This is a genomic window from Pectobacterium sp. IFB5596, from assembly GCF_021432585.1.
Taxonomy (GTDB): domain Bacteria; phylum Pseudomonadota; class Gammaproteobacteria; order Enterobacterales; family Enterobacteriaceae; genus Pectobacterium; species Pectobacterium punjabense.
Genome location: NZ_LXFY01000023.1, coordinates 364,161 through 379,651, shown reverse-complemented (window position 1 = coordinate 379,651; position 15,491 = coordinate 364,161). Strand labels below are relative to the sequence as shown.

Sequence of the window (15,491 nt, the reverse complement as noted above, 5' to 3'; positions counted from 1 at the left end):
GAGGTAGAGCAAAGTGGTTTTCCTCCCTTTCAGGCAATACACATAAGGTTTGTCTGAAAAGGAGGGAAATGTTTCGATGCGGTTTTTTGCTCAAAGTTCAATTTATTCAATAATACCTAAAATTATTTTAAAACGTGACAGCGTGTAAAAATTTTTATTTATCATTAAATGCACTATGTTTAATTGGCGTTTAACTGAATTTGCTAATGATGAATGATACTTTGCTCCTGCTTTTTGACGTGTGAAGATTTTTTCTTAAGTGATGTCGTTGTTAATCGTGTGGATTTAACAGGAAATAAATTGAAAACAAACGTAATTGTGCAGATGAGTAAATAACAAAGATACTGCGATAACGTATGATTTTTTAGCGAATGCTGAGATGAAGAGCCTTGCATGAAAATAGCCATTAGTGGAACGGGATATGTGGGTTTATCGAATGGATTATTATTAGCACAACGGCATCAGGTTGTAGCGCTGGATATTGTGGCTGAAAAAGTGGCGCTGCTAAATCAACGAAAATCGCCGATTAATGACGCTGAAATTGCGCGTTTTTTACAACATGAAACGCTGAATTTCTCGGCTACGCTGGATAAACATGAAGCGTATACCGATGCGCAGTTCGTGATTATCGCTACGCCGACGGATTACGATCCACAAACCAACTATTTCAATACCTCATCGGTAGAGGCGGTCATTCGCGACGTACTGGCGATTAATCCGCAGGCGATTATGGTGATTAAATCGACGGTGCCTGTTGGCTTTACGGAGAAAATCAGTCAACAGTTGGATACGGATAATGTCATTTTTTCGCCTGAGTTTTTACGTGAAGGAAAGGCGCTGCATGACAATCTTTACCCGTCACGGATTGTGGTGGGGGAACGGTCAGAAAGGGCAAGGTTCTTCGCTAACCTATTGATAGAGTGTGCATTAAAAAAAGATATTCGCGTGCTGTTTACCGACCCGACAGAGGCCGAAGCGATAAAATTATTTGCGAATACCTTCCTGGCAATGCGGGTGGCCTACTTCAATGAGTTGGACAGCTATGCCGAATCGTTGGGGTTGAACACCCGGCAGATTATTGAAGGGGTATGCCTCGATCCCCGTATTGGTGATTACTACAATAACCCCTCTTTTGGCTACGGCGGTTACTGTTTACCGAAAGATACCCGGCAGCTTCTGGCTAATTATCGTACTGTGCCGAATAATCTGATCAAGGCTATCGTGGACGCTAACCATACGCGGAAAGACTTCATTGCCGACACGATTATCCGCCGCCACCCTAAAACCGTTGGCGTCTATCGCCTTATCATGAAAGCGGGGTCGGACAATTTTCGCTTTTCCTCCATTCAGGGCATTATGAAAAGGATAAAAGCGAAAGGAATCAATGTTGTGATTTATGAACCGGGTATTGATGATGACGATTTTCTCGATGTTCCTATCATTCATCAACTCGATAGTTTTAAACAGCAGTGTGACGTTATTATTACCAATCGTTACGCCGATGAATTAAAAGATGTGATGGAGAAAGTCTATACGCGAGATTTATTCGGGGAGGATTGATTTTTTGTCATAGATCAATAAATCGATACGATCGTGACTCGGATATTAGCGGAAAGTTCATTTATACATTGTAATTAATTATATCTCTTTGAGTGCGGGATGTGTTTGCGCTATGTCGTGTGGCGTCGTTTATCTGTGATTTTATGACTGTCGTAATAAATTAAGGTTGGCTTAAGGCTTCATTATTTAGACTGCTTAATAATGATTTGTCGCCATTATTTATTTTGGGAATATGTTATGACGGATTTTTTGCCTTTTTCCCGCCCGACTATGGGCGAAGAGGAAATTGCTGCCGTGGCAGACGTATTACGTTCTGGCTGGATAACCACGGGGCCGAAATGCCAGCAATTAGAGCTGGCGTTTTGCCAGCAAATCGGGTGTCGACAGGCGATTGCGGTTAGCTCTGCGACGGGGGGAATGCACGTTACGCTGATGGCGCTCGGTATCGGCCCCGGTGATGAGGTGATTACACCGTCTCAGACCTGGGTTTCGACCGTCAATATGATCACGCTATTGGGGGCAGAGCCGGTGATGGTGGACGTGGATCGGCACACGCTGATGGTGCGACCGCAGGACATTGAAGCCGCTATCACGCCAAAAACTAAAGCGATTATTCCCGTGCATTACGCCGGTGCACCTGCCGATCTGGATGCGCTGCGTGCTTTGAGTGAACGTTACGGTATTCCGCTGATTGAGGATGCGGCGCACGCCGTCGGTACGCAATATCGCGGTGAATGGATCGGCGCGCGCGGAACGGCCATTTTTTCGTTTCACGCGATTAAAAATATCACCTGTGCGGAAGGTGGTATGGTGGTAACGGATGACGACGTACTCGCCGAGCGTATACGCAGCCTAAAGTTTCACGGGTTGGGAGTAGATGCGTTTGACCGGCAATTACAGGGGCGCAAGCCGCAGGCTGAAGTGGTGACGCCGGGGTTTAAATACAACCTAGCGGATATCAATGCGGCCATTGCACTCATTCAACTGGATAAACTCTCGGCGTTCAACGCTCGCCGTCAGCAACTTGCCGTGCGTTATCTCACTCAACTGTACTCCCTGCCGCTCCAGCCGCTGGCGGTTCCTGATTATCCCCATCTGCACGCCTGGCACCTGTTTATGGTGCGCGTAGACGAAACGCAGTGCGGCATATCACGCGATGATCTGATGGCGGCGCTGCAAACGCACGGTATTGGCACCGGACTGCATTTCAGAGCGGTGCATACGCAGAAATATTACCGTGAGCGCTACCCTCATTTGCACCTACCGGAAACGGAGTGGAATTCGGCGTCGCTGATGACGCTACCGCTGTTCCCCGACATGCTGGATAGCGATGTCGATCGCGTCGTCGCGGCGCTAACCTCGATTCTGGAGTCTGTTCGTGATTGATGACATCAACAATGTTTCTGTTGTGATCCCCGTTTATAACGAAGAAGAGAGTCTGCCGGTGCTGATTGATCGCACGCTGGCGGCCTGTCGGCAGATCGGTAAACCCTGGGAAATTATTCTGGTTGATGACGGCAGCAGCGACCGCTCGGCAGAACTGCTGACCGAGGCGGCGAGCGACCCGGAAAAGCACATCATCGCCGTGCTGTTGAACCGCAACTACGGTCAGCACTCGGCCATCATGGCGGGTTTCCAGCAAGCGGTGGGCGATGTGGTGATTACGCTGGATGCTGATTTACAAAATCCACCGGAGGAAATCCCGCGGCTGGTGGAGTATGCCGCGCAAGGCTATGACGTAGTCGGCACTGTGCGAGCTAACCGGCAGGATTCGCTATTCCGCAAACTGGCCTCGAAAACCATCAACATGATGATCCGGCGTTCGACCGGGAAATCGATGGCGGATTACGGCTGTATGCTGCGTGCGTATCGTCGCCACATTGTCAGCGCGATGCTGCGCTGTCATGAACGCAGCACCTTTATTCCTATTCTTGCTAATACATTCGCTCGCAAAACTATCGAGATCGACGTGTTGCACGCCGAGCGGGAGTTCGGCACGTCCAAATACAGCTTTCTCAAGCTAATTAATCTGATGTACGACCTGCTGACCTGCCTGACGACAACGCCGCTGCGCATACTCAGCCTGATTGGCAGCGTCGTTGCGCTGTCGGGGTTTCTGCTGGCGCTGCTGTTGATTGGCCTGCGTCTGTTTTTCGGCGCGGAGTGGGCGGCTGAGGGCGTGTTCACGCTGTTTGCCGTGCTGTTCATGTTTATCGGCGCGCAGTTCGTCGGGATGGGGCTACTGGGGGAATACATTGGTCGTATCTATACCGATGTGCGTGCTCGGCCACGCTATTTTGTGCAAAAGACGGTGAGTGCGGCAACGCCACTGACTACCAGTTTACGGGATGAAGAAGAATGAAAGCGATCGTATTTGCCTACCATGATATCGGCTGTGTCGGTCTTGAAGCATTGAGGCTAGCAGGCTACGAAATTCAGGCGGTGTTCACGCACAGCGATGCACCGGGTGAGAACCACTTCTACGCCTCAGTGGCGAAAGCGGCTGCCGAGATGGACGTGCCGGTGTTTGCGCCGGAAGACGTTAACCATCCACTCTGGGTGAACCGCATTCGAGAGCTGGCACCGGATGTTATTTTTTCCTTCTATTACCGCACACTATTAAGCGATGACATTCTTCAGTTACCCTCGTTTGGCGCATTCAATCTGCACGGTTCACTGCTGCCGCGCTACCGTGGGCGAGCACCGGTCAACTGGGTGCTGGTGAACGGCGAAACGCAGACGGGCGTGACGCTGCACAAGATGGTTTCCCGCGCGGATGCGGGCGACATCGTTGCCCAGTCCGTGGTGGCGATTGACGATGAAGACACCGCGCTGACGCTACATGGCAAATGCCGTACCGCCGCTGCCGCTTTACTGGCGCAGCAGTTACCGCTGATTCGCTCGCGTGAGGTTACGCTGACGCCGCAGGATGACAGTCAGGCTAGCTATTTCGGTCGCCGTACGGCGGCAGATGGCCTGATCGACTGGCAAAAAAGCGCGGGTGAGATCAACAACCTGATCCGCGCCGTGACGGAACCCTATCCGGGGGCGTTTACGTTTCTCGGCGAGCGCAAGGTAATTATCTGGCGCGCCCGTGTGGTTAAAAACAAGAGTGTGGACGTGAATTATCCACATGGCGGCGATGCGGGCTCAATTATTTCGACCTCGCCGCTGGTGGTGTCCTGCGGGGAAGACGCGCTTGAGATCGTCAGTGGACAGAGCGAGTCCGGGCTGTATATGTCGGGCAGCCGACTGGCGGCGGAAATGGGCATGGTGCCACAGGCGCGGCTGGGCAACCTCGCTAGCCGGGTGCAACGACGCCGTACGCGTGTGTTGATCCTCGGTGTGAACGGTTTTATCGGCAACCATCTGACCGAGCGGCTGCTGCGCGACGATCGCTATGAAATTTACGGACTGGATATCAGTTCGGATGCCATCGCCCGTTTTCTTGACGATCCGCGTTTCCATTTTGTGGAAGGCGATATCAGCATCCATAACGAATGGATCGAATACCACATCAAGAAGTGTGATGTCATTCTGCCGCTGGTGGCGATTGCCACGCCTATCGAATACACCCGTAACCCGCTGCGCGTATTCGAGCTGGATTTCGAAGAGAACCTGAAAATTGTGCGCGACTGCGTACGTTACAACAAACGCATCGTTTTCCCGTCCACCTCAGAAGTGTACGGCATGTGTGATGACAAAGAGTTTGATGAAGACACTTCACGCTTGATTGTTGGGCCGATCAACAAGCAGCGCTGGATTTACTCCGTCTCCAAGCAACTGTTGGATCGGGTGATTTGGGCATACGGCGCGAAAAGCGGCCTGCGCTTCACGCTGTTCCGTCCGTTTAACTGGATGGGGCCGCGTCTGGACACGCTGGATGCCGCGCGGATCGGCAGTTCGCGCGCCATTACTCAATTGATCCTCAATCTGGTGGAAGGATCGCCGATCAAGCTGGTGGACGGCGGGGCGCAGAAGCGCTGCTTTACCGACATTCATGACGGTATTGAAGCGCTGTTCCGCATTATTGAAAACCGTAACGGCCAGTGTGACGGACAGATTATCAACATCGGCAATCCGCACAATGAAGCCAGTATCCGCGAGCTAGGCGACATGCTGCTGACCAGCTTTAATGCTCACCCGTTACGTGACCGCTTCCCGCCGTTCGCTGGGTTTATTGACGTGGAGAGCAGTAGCTATTACGGCAAAGGCTATCAGGATGTGGCACACCGCACGCCGAGCATTCGCAATGCCAAACGCCTGCTGGAATGGGAACCGTCGGTGAGGATGGAGCAGACCGTTGCGGAAACGCTGGACTATTTTCTGCGTACCGTTGATGTCTCGCACACCGCTGATTCCACGGATGCGCAGGGATGACGCGCGTTGGCCTGCGAATTGATGTCGATACCTGGCGTGGTACGCGGGACGGCGTGCCCGCGCTGCTGAAGGTGCTGGCTGAGTTTGATATTCAGGCGAGTTTCTTTTTTAGCGTCGGGCCGGACAACATGGGGCGACACCTGTGGCGTCTGCTGCGTCCACGCTTTCTATGGAAGATGCTGCGCTCCAACGCGGCCTCGCTCTACGGCTGGGATATTTTACTGGCTGGCACGGCGTGGCCGGGGCGTCCTATCGGCGCACGGTTTGGCGCGTTAATCCGCCAGACGCACGACGCCGGGCATGAGGTAGGGCTACATGCCTGGGATCATCACGGCTGGCAGGCGAATGTCGCTCGTTGGTCGGATGCGCAACTGGCCGCGCAGTTCCGTGAAGGCATAGATGCGCTAACGCAGATTCTGCCATCACCGGTGCATTGTTCTGCGGTGGCGGGCTGGCGGGCTGATTCGCGCGTTGTAGAGATGAAACAGCGCTGGAATCTGAACTATAACAGCGACTGCCGCGGCACCCGACCTTTCCGACCGCGCCTGAAAAATGGTGAGCTCGGCACGACGCAGATCCCCGTCACGCTGCCGACCTACGATGAGGTCATCGGCGAGCGTGTGAGTGACGGTGAGTTCAACGGTTTTATTCTTGATGCAATCGAGCAGGATCGTGGCGTGCCGGTGTATACCATCCACGCGGAGGTTGAAGGGGGGGCGAAGCTGGCGCTGTTCCGTCAGCTACTGCTTCGCGCCCGTCAGCAGCACATCGAATTTTGTCCGCTTTCCTCGTTACTGCCTGACGACTTGGCTACGCTGCCCGTCGGACGGATTGAGCGCGCGCCGTTTCCCGGACGGGAAGGGTGGCTTGGCGTACAAACGGAAGAATAAATACAGCGGGAAATCGTATGGAAAAAGGCATGTTCAAGCTGAAAAGTACCGTGATAATGGTGTTGTTTGCTTTGCTCTATCTGTTGCCGCTTAATGGCCGTTGGCTGTGGTCGCCAGATGAAACACGTTATGCCGAAATCAGTCGTGAGATGCTTCAGCGCGGCGATTGGATTGTGCCGCATTTGTTGGGTATCCGCTATTTCGAGAAACCTGTCGCGGGCTATTGGCTGAATAACATGAGCCAATGGTTATTAGGCCATACCAATTTTGCCGTGCGTTTTGCCTCGGTTTTTTCTACCGCGCTGAGTGCACTGCTGGTGTTTTGGCTGGCGATGATGCTGTGGAAAAGCCGGCGCACCGCGCTGTTGGCGGCGACGATCTACCTTACATCACTGCTGGTGTATGGCATCGGTACTTACAGCGTGCTCGATCCGATGGTGACGCTGTGGATGACGGCGGCGCTGTTCAGCCATGCGCTGATTTTGCGGGCAAAACTGACGCGTGAACGGCTGTTGGCCTGGGGATTGATGGGGCTAGCCTGCGGTATGGGATTCATGACCAAAGGCTTTCTGGCGCTGGCGCTGCCGGTGATCAGCGTGCTGCCCGTGGCGCTGGCGCAAAAGCGAATCAAGGAACTGCTGTTGTTCGGGCCGCTTGCGATTGTCGTCGCGGTATTGCTGAGTGCACCATGGGCGCTGGCGGTGCACGAACGCGAGGCCGATTACTGGCATTACTTTTTTTGGATCGAACATATCCAGCGTTTTGCTGAAGACGATGCGCAACATAAGGCACCGTTCTGGTATTACCTGCCGGTTCTGATTATCGGGACATTCCCTTGGCTGGCGCTGCTGCCGGGTGCGTTACGCAGCGGTTGGATTGAACGGAAAGTGAATCCAGAACGGTTCTTCTTGCTGTGCTGGATGGTAATGCCGCTACTGTTTTTCAGCATCGCCAAAGGCAAACTGTTGACCTACATTCTGCCGTGTTTCGCACCGCTGGCGCTGCTGATGGCGGCGTGGGTTTCCGGGCTGGCACCAGCGGTACGTGAACGTCTATTACGTATCAATAGTTGGCTCAATATTGCTTTTGGCGGTGTGCTGGGGCTTGCGGTTGCCGCACTTGGACTTGGCATCGCCGTACCGCATTTCTATCAACCGGGAGAAGGGCTGACCATCATATCGGGTGTGGTCTGCTTTATTGGCTGGATCGCCTTTGCGGTTGTCAGTTTGAGAAAACAGAGGGCTTGGGGCTATCTGGTAGCGGGTTGTCCGCTCTTTCTGGCGCTGCTCGTTGGCGGAAGCATTCCAGCGAGCGTAGTGGATTCCAAGAACCCCCAAACCTTCATTCGTAGCCACCAGCCGTTGCTGGAAAACAGCCGCTATGTGTTGAGCGACGAAGTCGGATTGGCCGCCGGACTGGCGTGGGAACTGAAGCGCAGCGATATCACTTTATTCAAAGCGCGTGGCGAACTGAGCTATGGACTGGGCTATGCGGATGCCGCTGACCGCTTTGTCGATGAGGACGCTTTTCCAGCCTGGCTTGCCGATAAGCGGCGTCGCGGAGATGTCGCGCTGGTGCTGAAGGTCGATAGAGATTCCGATGAGGAATACCGTAATCTGCCAATGCCCAGTCAGTTGAGAAAATCTCACCGCTACGTGCTGCTGTTTTATAAGCAGGTAACGCCATGAGTTATCTATTGGTTGCCATCGTCTGTCTGCTGACGAGCTTAGGGCAGTTGTGCCAGAAACAGGCGGCGGAATGCTGGCGGCGTTTGCCCACCGAACGGCGTAAACGGATAACGCTGGGGTGGCTAATGTTGGCGGTTTTGTTGCTGGGTGTCGGGCTGCTGCTGTGGCTTTTGGTGTTGCAGCATCTCCCGCTCGGCGTGGCGTACCCGTTGCTGAGCATCAATTTTATTCTGGTTACGCTACTGGCGCGCTATGGATTTGGCGAACGTGTGGATAGGCATCACTGGTGGGGCATCGCACTGATTGTCACCGGTATCTATTTGATGCAGGGGGGATGATGACGAAAAAAGGCTATGTCTGGGCGCTTGTCAGCATTGTGTTAGCCAGTACCGCGCAGGTATTAATGAAAAGTGGCATGCTGGCGCTGCCGAGCATCTCCATGACACATTTTCCCTCACTCAGCGCGTTGATGGCGGGCTGGCCTGCTGTCGCGGTGCTGGTCGGGATTATCTGCTATGGCCTGTCGATGGTGTGCTGGTTCATGGTGCTACGCTATTTGCCGCTCAGCCGCGCTTACCCGCTGATTAGCCTGAGCTATGCGGTAGTTTACCTGGCTGCGGTTTTTCTGCCGTGGCTGAATGAACCGATGAGCCTGCGTAAAAATCTCGGCGTTCTGATTATTATGCTGGGCGTCTGGCTGGTGACGCGTAACGCGCAGGCGGAGCGATAAACCGCCTGAGCGCGCGGGTAGTGCGGGATTATTGACTGAAGACGTGAGCAGTACCCGTGACGCTCAGGCTAACCTGTTGGCCGACAGTGAAAGCAGCGTGACTGACGGTTTTCAGTTCAATGACATCGGCTTCTGCGTTGTGGATGCATAGCGTCAGCGTAGAGACGAAGCCGGAAAACTCGACGTTGCGGATGGTGGCGCGAATGTGTGCCGTGCTCGTTGTCTCGGTATCCTGAATCATTATCTGCTCCGGCCTGAGCATAATTCTTGCCCGACCATTTGCCGTCGGGCGCTCCACGGCGATGCGTCCCAGCAGGCAATCAGCCTGATTGTCGTCAATTTGAGCTTCGAGAATCAGTGTTTCACCGAGGAAGGTGGCGATATCCTCACTGTTGGGTCGGTGGTAGAGCGTCCACGGCGAGCCTGATTGCGACAGCTGACCGTCGCGCATCACGACGACCCGATCGGCAAAAGACAGCGCTTCCCCCTGATCGTGGGTCACCAGAATCGACGCCACGTTAGCCTGCTGCAAGACGTCCATTACCGCTTTACGGGTGGCGGCACGCAGGCCAGTGTCCAGTGCGGAAAACGGTTCATCCAGCAGCATCAACGCAGGGCGCTGCGCTAGCGCGCGAGCCAGTGCGACACGTTGCTGCTGTCCGCCGGAAATTTCATGCGGCGAGTGCTTCTGTAAATGTGCGGGAAGGGAAACCAGTGCCATCAGCTCATCCACGCGTTTTTGTTTTTCTGCCCTCGTGCCTTTGAGCCCAAAGGCGATGTTGTCTGCGATGCAGAGATGCGGAAACAGTGCGCCGTCCTGCGGGACATAGCCGATTCCGCGCTGATGGGCGGGGACGGAAAGCCCGTTATCGCAGAGCGTTTGGCCGTTTAGCGTAATGACGCCGGTATCTGGTTTTTCGAACCCGGCGATCAGGCGCAGCAGGGTGGTTTTCCCTGAACCGGACGGGCCGACAATCGCCGTGCGGCGGCTGTTTTCTAACGTTAAACGGATGTCAGACAGCACAGTGCGCCCGTTGAAGCTTTTACTGACGCGATGAAGTTCCAACATGATTACAGTCCCGCCATTTTTTGTGATTGCGTGTAGAGAAACCAGGTCCACGGTAGCGACAGCAGGACCAGAATAAGCGCATAGGGTGCCGCAGCGGGATAGTCGATCTCACTGGTTAGCGCCCAAAATCCGGTCGCCAGCGTGCGCGTGCCGTTAGGTGCCAGCAGCAGAGTGGCGGTTAGCTCATTGACGATCGCCAGAAACACGAGTGTTGCCCCCGTCGCGACGCCGGGCGCAGCCAGCCGGATGGTCACGGTCATTAACGTCTGCAAAGGGGATCGACCCAGGCTGGCAGCCACCTGTTCCAACTCTACGGGTGCCTGTGCGATACCCGCGCGTAGATTAACCAGCGCCCGTGGCATGAACATCAGCAGATAAGCTAACAGCACGGTAAACTCGGTCTGATAGAGCGGCCTGATGATGTGAATCGTGGTGGTCACCAGCGCCAGCGCGACGACGATGCCCGGCAAAGAACTGGTGATGTAATTGCACCCTTCCAAAAACCGATACAGGCGATTGGGGTGGCGAATGGTCAGCCAGGCCATTGGGATCGCTGCCAGCGTCGTCAGTGTGGCACCGCTCAGCGCCAGCGTCATGGTCTGCCTAAAGGCATCAAACAGCTCGCGGCGTTGCCACACGTCCCAACCGCCAAAACCTAGCCAGCGGAATAGCGTAATAAAAGGTACGCCGAGCGTCAGCAGTACCAGCGTTGCCAGTAACAGCAGCGCCAACGTGAGAGAAAGTGGTGACAAGCGTGTCGGTGTGACGACCTGTGGCGCGCCGGAGCCAACATGCGCATAGCGTGTGACGCCGCGTACGCGGGCATCCGCGCACAGCAGAAACAGGCACAGTAGCGCCAGTACGCCAGCCAGCATATTGGCCGCCGGGCCATTAAACGTTGACTGAAACTGATCGAAAATTGCGGTGGTAAAGGTATCGAAACGGATCATCGCGAACAGGCCGTACTCTGCCAGCAGATGCAGGGCAATCAGCAGTAGTCCACCGCCGATAGCTAGCGTTAACTGCGGTAACACCACGCGAAAAAATACGGTAATGGGCGGCACGCCCAGGGTGGCTGCTACATCTTCCAGTGCGGGGTTAAGACGCCGCAGCGCCGCGGCGCAGGGTAAATAAAGAAACGGTAAGTAGGCGACGACGGATAAAAATACGCCAGCCGGTAAGCCATGCAGACTGGGAACGGTGCTGATCCAAGCGTAGCTTTGTACAAACGCGGGGATCGCCAGCGGTGCGGTGAGCAACAGCGACCACAGGCGTCGGGCGGGCAGAGTAGTACGTTCCGTCAGCCAGGCCAACAGTACGCCGAGAACGGTACAAATCGGCAGCGTCAGGACAACCAGCAGCACCGTATTTGTCAGAAGTTCGCCTACGCGTGGGCGGAATAACAGGGCACGAGCCGTTTCCCAACCGGTATCAATACTGACGCCAATCACAAAGCCCAGCGGGACAAAGCCCAACAGGGATAACACCAACGCGACGATCGTAAGCAACGCGACAGGTTTGCGTAATGGCGGGGAGGATTCGGGAAACGTGGTAGTTTTGCTGTAGCTAACGTTTGTCATACTGCCTGTAGCTGCCTCGTCAGGACGATATTCTTAGACGATAAAATCGCGTTGAGCGACCATTTTTGTGATGATTCGTCAGGGCGAAAATTCCCTGACGAAGGCGCTATCATTACAATCTATTCGCTACAACAGGCCGGCCTGTGTCATCAGATCCACGACTTTCTTGCTGTTGAGCTTGGCGGCATCAACTTTCGGTGCGTCCAGATCTTTCAGCGGAACCAGTTTGTCGTTTGAGAGCGCATTGACGCCAACCGCATATTCAAAGGCGTCGTTGGTGCGCAAGATTTCCTGACCGGATTTGCCCGTGATCCATTTGATAAAGGCCTGAGCATCTTTCGCGTGTTTGCTGGATGCCAGTACTCCGCCACCGGAAATACTGACGAACGCGCCCGGATCTTTATGCTTGAAGTAGTACAACTTAGTATTGTTACTGTTTTCGCCGGTTTTAGCCTGATCGACAAAACGGTAATAGTGATAGATCACACCGCTATCAATCTGACCTGCATTCACCGCTTTCATGACAGTGCTGTTGCCCTTGTAGGCAGTGAAGTTCTCCTTCATGCCTTTCAGCCACTCTTGCGTGGCTTTTTCGCCTTTCAGCTCGAGATACGCGCTGACGATGGCCTGAAAATCCGCACCTGATGGCGACGCTGCCCAGCGACCTTTCCATTCTGGCTTCGCTAGATCGGCTAAAGATTTCGGCAACTGCGCGTCGGTAAATTTGGTTGGATTATAGACAAATACGGTGGAGCGCGCGGCAATACCAATCCAGCGTCCGTGGGACGGGCGATAGTCAGGCGCCACCTGCGCAAGGGTCGCTTTATCCAACGGAGCAAAGAGATCGGAATTATCGACCAGCACCATTGACGGTGAGTTTTCGGTCAGAAATACATCGGCAGGGGACGATTTCCCTTCCTGTACCAGTTGGTTGCCCAATTCGGTGTCGCTGCCATTACGCAGCGTTACCTTGATGCCGGTTTCTTTCGTGAAACCGTCAACCCAGGATTTCACGAGGTTTTCATGCTGGGCATTGTAAATCACAATCCCTTCATCGTTTTCTGCTGCATTTGCCGATGCGCTGAGAGTCAGGCCGGAAGCTAATAAAACGGCAGAACTCAGTAATCCAAAACCAAGCTTCATAGTATTTACCCTTATCAATACCCGTTATGTTTGAATATTGCTGGCCGACATTGACTCCCTCGTATCGCATTATTTTAGTGACACAGGCAGGGATGTCGCGGCAGTCGAAAATGGATTCTACATATCGATAATAATAATGATAGTTATTATTATTTCGCTTTCTTAAGGTTAAATTAAGGTTTCAATGGATGGGATATTTCGGTCATCACTTTATTTCAGCACGTGTCGCGGTGTGAAAAAGGATAAAACGACCTCGTAAAAACAGGTTGGCGTTGCTGTGAAATTTATTTCATCGAATATGAGATATAACATCATGATTTACAGAAACAAATCTTGATTCATCGTCTATATTTACTATGCAGGCTGTGAGTAGCGATACAACAAATGCACCGTATCTCTTCGGTGTCACGTGCGCTTGTCTGCAATTTGGGGCTAATTGACCGACAAAAAAGTGACACAGCAACTGATATTCGGGGGATGGGATAATGGATGTAGAAACGCGGATGATTGAGCTTATTGTTAAATCTGGCGAAACACGTTCCTGCGCAATGGAAGCACTGAGATCCGCCCGCCGAGGCGAGTGGGAACACGTCGATGAACTATTAAAAATGGCGGCGGTAGCGCTGAACCGAGCGCAGTTGATCCAGACTGGATTTATTGGCCACCAGAGTAAGGAAAAAGCCAATCTTGAACTCATCGTGGTGCATGCACAGGATCACCTGATGAATGCGATGTTGTGCCGTGAACTGGCTGAAGAGATTATTGAACTGAGAAAAGAGGTCTCAGGCGTTAATATGCACATGCGCTAGTCACATCACGAAGCTAACGGAAAAGCCACTCAGTTTCACGCTGAGTGGCTTTGCTGTTTTTGGGGCGGAACAATATCATTCATGAACTTGTATAATGGATACCGATTGATAACACCACTATTCGGACACGCTGATGTTAAAAGAAAACGTTAATGACCTCATTTCGTTCCTTGTGGTGGCAAGAGAACGCAGTTTTACCAAAGCGGCGGCAAAGCTCGGGCTTTCCCAGTCGGCGCTGAGCCATTCGATTCGCGGCCTTGAAGAACGGCTTGGCGTACGGTTACTGACTCGTACCACGCGCAGCGTCGCGCCGACGGAAGCGGGGGAGAAACTGGCGCATAGCCTTGGCCCGCGTTTCGCGGATATCGAAAGTGAACTGGTTGCGCTGGGTGATATGCGCGAGCGGCCTGCGGGGAATATCCGTATCACGGCGGGAGAGCACGCGGTTGATTCGATATTATGGCCAGTGTTAAAGCCATTTTTAGCGAACTATCCCGATATTCACGTCGACATCACGGTGGATGATGCCTTAACGGATAGTGCTTTTGGTCGCTTTGATGCGGATATTCGTCTGGGTGAGCAGGTGGCAAAAGACATGATCGCTGTGCGTATTACACCGGAAATGAGCATGGCGGTGGTCGGTTCCCCGAACTATTTCGCGCGTCACCCAGCACCCATAACGCCACAAGATTTACAGCAGCATCGCTGTATTAACATGCGTCTGCCGACGATGGGTGCCATCTACGCGTGGGAGTTTGAAAAAAATGGTCGGGAAATCAAGGTGCGCGTTGAGGGCCAACTAACGATGAATAGCCTGCGCCAGCGAATTGATGCCGCCCAAATCGGGCTCGGCCTAGCCTATGTGCCGGAAGATTCAGTGCGTGAGGATATTGCCAGCGGTCGTCTGATTCAGGTGCTGACGGAATGGTGCCCGCCTTTCCCAGGCTACTATCTGTATTATCCCAGCCGCAAACAGCATACCACCGCCTTTTCACTGTTTGTGGAAGCGCTGCGCTACCCGCGTTAGTAACGCAGAGCTAACCTCTTGATTAAGCCGCGTTGGCAGTATGCCGTTAGCGATCTCATTCATGAATCGCAGTGTGCGCTATAACCGAGTAGGAAATAAAATGTGCACTGATAATTATGAGACGTCTTATACATTCTACTGTGATTGGGAACACGCGGGGAATTGAAACGAGTAGCGATCATTTTCAATGATGAACGCTATTTCTTTGCTTTATTGATTAGGGCGTTTTTTATTAATTATCGACACGATAAAAACACCCTATTATTTTAACGCCTTGACTGCTCACACTGATTTTTTAATCTCATCATTTCTGCTGGTGGCAAAGGTGCTGTCATCATAGAACGGTACTTCATACATTCCGGCGTTTCATCCGTGGGGAATTTTTTCCCATTGGATGAACAGGCGATAACTAACAGCGTCACTGAGGCAATCAATAGCTGATGGATAGTGGGCTGATAATTTTTCATAAACACTCCTTTAACTTTTTTGTCGGTCAGCGCTCAAAGATGTTTGCACTCCATCATCCCTGACATCACGTTCAAACTGGGTGCGGTGAGCTCCTGCCAGCGAAGCTTTACTACCCCATATTCGGGCTGCGTAAGTAAGAAGAGATGT

At 53.0% G+C, this 15,491-nt stretch carries 14 protein-coding genes; 10 read left to right on the top strand and 4 right to left on the bottom strand.

Features of this window, described 5'->3' with window-relative positions; genetic code table 11:
- Positions 1-393 precede the first annotated feature (393 nt).
- The 8 genes from A6301_RS15400 to arnF all read left to right on the top strand — a co-directional run bounded on the left by A6301_RS15400 (position 394) and on the right by arnF (position 9,248).
- Positions 394-1,560: a nucleotide sugar dehydrogenase gene (locus A6301_RS15400; protein ID WP_107170195.1), complete on the top strand. Its 1,167-nt coding sequence runs from the start codon at positions 394-396 to the stop codon at positions 1,558-1,560.
- A gap of 237 nt (positions 1,561-1,797) precedes the next feature.
- Positions 1,798-2,946: a UDP-4-amino-4-deoxy-L-arabinose aminotransferase gene (arnB, locus tag A6301_RS15395; protein ID WP_234258176.1), complete on the top strand. Its 1,149-nt coding sequence runs from the start codon at positions 1,798-1,800 to the stop codon at positions 2,944-2,946.
- Complete coding sequence (gene arnC / locus A6301_RS15390) at positions 2,939-3,922, top strand: undecaprenyl-phosphate 4-deoxy-4-formamido-L-arabinose transferase (protein ID WP_107170197.1); 984 nt, start codon at positions 2,939-2,941, stop codon at positions 3,920-3,922. The genes arnB and arnC overlap by 8 nt, the downstream gene beginning before the upstream one ends.
- Complete coding sequence (arnA, locus tag A6301_RS15385; protein ID WP_234258175.1) at positions 3,919-5,940, top strand: bifunctional UDP-4-amino-4-deoxy-L-arabinose formyltransferase/UDP-glucuronic acid oxidase ArnA; 2,022 nt, start codon at positions 3,919-3,921, stop codon at positions 5,938-5,940. Before arnC ends, arnA begins: the two co-directional genes overlap by 4 nt.
- On the top strand, positions 5,937-6,830 hold the full coding sequence (gene arnD, locus A6301_RS15380; protein WP_215484544.1) for a 4-deoxy-4-formamido-L-arabinose-phosphoundecaprenol deformylase: 894 nt from the start codon (positions 5,937-5,939) through the stop codon (positions 6,828-6,830). The genes arnA and arnD overlap by 4 nt, the downstream gene beginning before the upstream one ends.
- A 17-nt stretch (positions 6,831-6,847) precedes the next feature.
- Complete coding sequence (gene arnT, locus A6301_RS15375) at positions 6,848-8,518, top strand: lipid IV(A) 4-amino-4-deoxy-L-arabinosyltransferase (RefSeq protein ID WP_215484545.1); 1,671 nt, start codon at positions 6,848-6,850, stop codon at positions 8,516-8,518.
- The gene (gene arnE / locus A6301_RS15370) at positions 8,515-8,856 is read left to right on the top strand and encodes a 4-amino-4-deoxy-L-arabinose-phosphoundecaprenol flippase subunit ArnE (RefSeq protein ID WP_234258174.1); all 342 of its coding nucleotides are present in this window, start codon (positions 8,515-8,517) and stop codon (positions 8,854-8,856) included. Before arnT ends, arnE begins: the two co-directional genes overlap by 4 nt.
- The gene (gene arnF, locus A6301_RS15365; protein ID WP_234258251.1) at positions 8,856-9,248 is read left to right on the top strand and encodes a 4-amino-4-deoxy-L-arabinose-phosphoundecaprenol flippase subunit ArnF; all 393 of its coding nucleotides are present in this window, start codon (positions 8,856-8,858) and stop codon (positions 9,246-9,248) included. The genes arnE and arnF overlap by 1 nt, the downstream gene beginning before the upstream one ends.
- A 28-nt stretch (positions 9,249-9,276) precedes the next feature.
- On the opposite strand, the gene A6301_RS15360 is transcribed toward arnF, so the two are convergent.
- The 3 genes from A6301_RS15360 to A6301_RS15350 form a co-directional block, all read right to left on the bottom strand.
- The gene (locus A6301_RS15360) at positions 9,277-10,317 is read right to left on the bottom strand and encodes an ABC transporter ATP-binding protein (RefSeq protein ID WP_107170203.1); all 1,041 of its coding nucleotides are present in this window, start codon (positions 10,315-10,317) and stop codon (positions 9,277-9,279) included.
- A gap of 2 nt (positions 10,318-10,319) precedes the next feature.
- Positions 10,320-11,897, bottom strand: a complete 1,578-nt coding sequence (locus A6301_RS15355; protein ID WP_234258173.1) for an iron ABC transporter permease — start codon at positions 11,895-11,897, stop codon at positions 10,320-10,322.
- A 126-nt stretch (positions 11,898-12,023) separates the two neighbouring features.
- Positions 12,024-13,040: an iron ABC transporter substrate-binding protein gene (locus A6301_RS15350; protein ID WP_234258172.1), complete on the bottom strand. Its 1,017-nt coding sequence runs from the start codon at positions 13,038-13,040 to the stop codon at positions 12,024-12,026.
- A gap of 485 nt (positions 13,041-13,525) precedes the next feature.
- Here A6301_RS15350 and A6301_RS15345 point away from each other — a divergent pair, with 485 nt between their 5' ends.
- Both A6301_RS15345 and A6301_RS15340 read left to right on the top strand, forming a co-directional pair.
- Positions 13,526-13,849 carry a PTS lactose/cellobiose transporter subunit IIA gene (locus A6301_RS15345; RefSeq protein WP_107170205.1) on the top strand — a complete coding sequence of 108 codons (324 nt, stop codon included), beginning with the start codon at positions 13,526-13,528 and terminating at the stop codon, positions 13,847-13,849.
- 133 nt (positions 13,850-13,982) lie between these two features.
- Positions 13,983-14,876 carry a LysR family transcriptional regulator gene (locus tag A6301_RS15340; RefSeq protein WP_234258171.1) on the top strand — a complete coding sequence of 298 codons (894 nt, stop codon included), beginning with the start codon at positions 13,983-13,985 and terminating at the stop codon, positions 14,874-14,876.
- A 266-nt stretch (positions 14,877-15,142) separates the two neighbouring features.
- Here A6301_RS15340 and A6301_RS15335 read toward each other — a convergent pair whose 3' ends face one another.
- Complete coding sequence (locus A6301_RS15335) at positions 15,143-15,343, bottom strand: hypothetical protein (protein ID WP_107170207.1); 201 nt, start codon at positions 15,341-15,343, stop codon at positions 15,143-15,145.
- Positions 15,344-15,491 lie beyond the last annotated feature (148 nt).

Excerpts from the sequence above, each read along its gene's own strand:
- A6301_RS15400 (WP_107170195.1), top strand. The coding sequence starts at position 394 with ATGAAAATAGCCATTAGTGGAACGGGATATGTGGGTTTATCGAATGGA.
- arnB (WP_234258176.1), top strand. The coding sequence starts at position 1,798 with ATGACGGATTTTTTGCCTTTTTCCCGCCCGACTATGGGCGAAGAGGAA.
- arnA (WP_234258175.1), top strand. The coding sequence starts at position 3,919 with ATGAAAGCGATCGTATTTGCCTACCATGATATCGGCTGTGTCGGTCTT.
- arnD (WP_215484544.1), top strand. The coding sequence starts at position 5,937 with ATGACGCGCGTTGGCCTGCGAATTGATGTCGATACCTGGCGTGGTACG.
- arnT (WP_215484545.1), top strand. The coding sequence starts at position 6,848 with ATGGAAAAAGGCATGTTCAAGCTGAAAAGTACCGTGATAATGGTGTTG.
- arnE (WP_234258174.1), top strand. The coding sequence starts at position 8,515 with ATGAGTTATCTATTGGTTGCCATCGTCTGTCTGCTGACGAGCTTAGGG.
- arnF (WP_234258251.1), top strand. The coding sequence starts at position 8,856 with ATGACGAAAAAAGGCTATGTCTGGGCGCTTGTCAGCATTGTGTTAGCC.
- A6301_RS15360 (WP_107170203.1), bottom strand. The coding sequence starts at position 10,317 with ATGTTGGAACTTCATCGCGTCAGTAAAAGCTTCAACGGGCGCACTGTG.
- A6301_RS15355 (WP_234258173.1), bottom strand. The coding sequence starts at position 11,897 with ATGACAAACGTTAGCTACAGCAAAACTACCACGTTTCCCGAATCCTCC.
- A6301_RS15350 (WP_234258172.1), bottom strand. The coding sequence starts at position 13,040 with ATGAAGCTTGGTTTTGGATTACTGAGTTCTGCCGTTTTATTAGCTTCC.
- A6301_RS15345 (WP_107170205.1), top strand. The coding sequence starts at position 13,526 with ATGGATGTAGAAACGCGGATGATTGAGCTTATTGTTAAATCTGGCGAA.
- A6301_RS15340 (WP_234258171.1), top strand. The coding sequence starts at position 13,983 with ATGTTAAAAGAAAACGTTAATGACCTCATTTCGTTCCTTGTGGTGGCA.
- A6301_RS15335 (WP_107170207.1), bottom strand. The coding sequence starts at position 15,343 with ATGAAAAATTATCAGCCCACTATCCATCAGCTATTGATTGCCTCAGTG.